Source organism: Agrilactobacillus fermenti, assembly GCF_021030645.1.
Taxonomy (GTDB): Bacteria; Bacillota; Bacilli; order Lactobacillales; family Lactobacillaceae; genus Agrilactobacillus; species Agrilactobacillus fermenti.
The window spans coordinates 1-536 of record NZ_JACGCJ010000073.1 but is presented as its reverse complement, the minus strand read 5'-3'; the positions used below and the strand labels follow the sequence as shown (position 1 = coordinate 536).

At 44.8% G+C, this 536-nt stretch carries 1 protein-coding gene; it reads right to left on the bottom strand.

Translation table 11 applies throughout. From position 1 onward, the window contains the following. Positions 1 to 536 (bottom strand): DDE-type integrase/transposase/recombinase (locus FHQ08_RS12655; protein WP_230914749.1); only part of this gene is annotated, 536 nt, incomplete at both ends.

Sequence of the window (536 nt, the reverse complement as noted above, 5' to 3'; positions counted from 1 at the left end):
TTGTTATACCAATCGATACAACGTGAAATCTGAAGCGCTAGTTCCTCTTGTGAATACGCTTGTTCAAAGGCGAAGAATTCTTCTTTCATGTGACTCCAGAAGCTCTCCATAGGACTGTTGTCTCCAGGTGTCCCTGGACGGGACATACTATGGGTGATGCCTAAACTGGCTAGTTTTAGGTTGTAACTGCCTGAAGTATAACTGCTACCTTGATCACTGTGTACGATCTTTGGTTTAGCACCAGATACTTGTTGTAGGGCTAAGTCGAGCGTTTTACTGACTAATTCTGCTGTTTCCGTCGACGCAATAGCCCAACTTACGATCCGATGATCGTAAAGATCTTTGATGGCGCTTAGACGGACACGTTGCTCATTATTAACGCCATATCTTAATTCGGAACAATCAGTCACCCAAGTGTGGTCCATCCGATCGGGGTGGAACTCATGTTCCAGCTGGGCATTTAGTAGTTTATTACCCGAGATAATATCTTTGCGCTCAGCTTTACGATCATGCTTGGCAATACGGATCGATGCGTA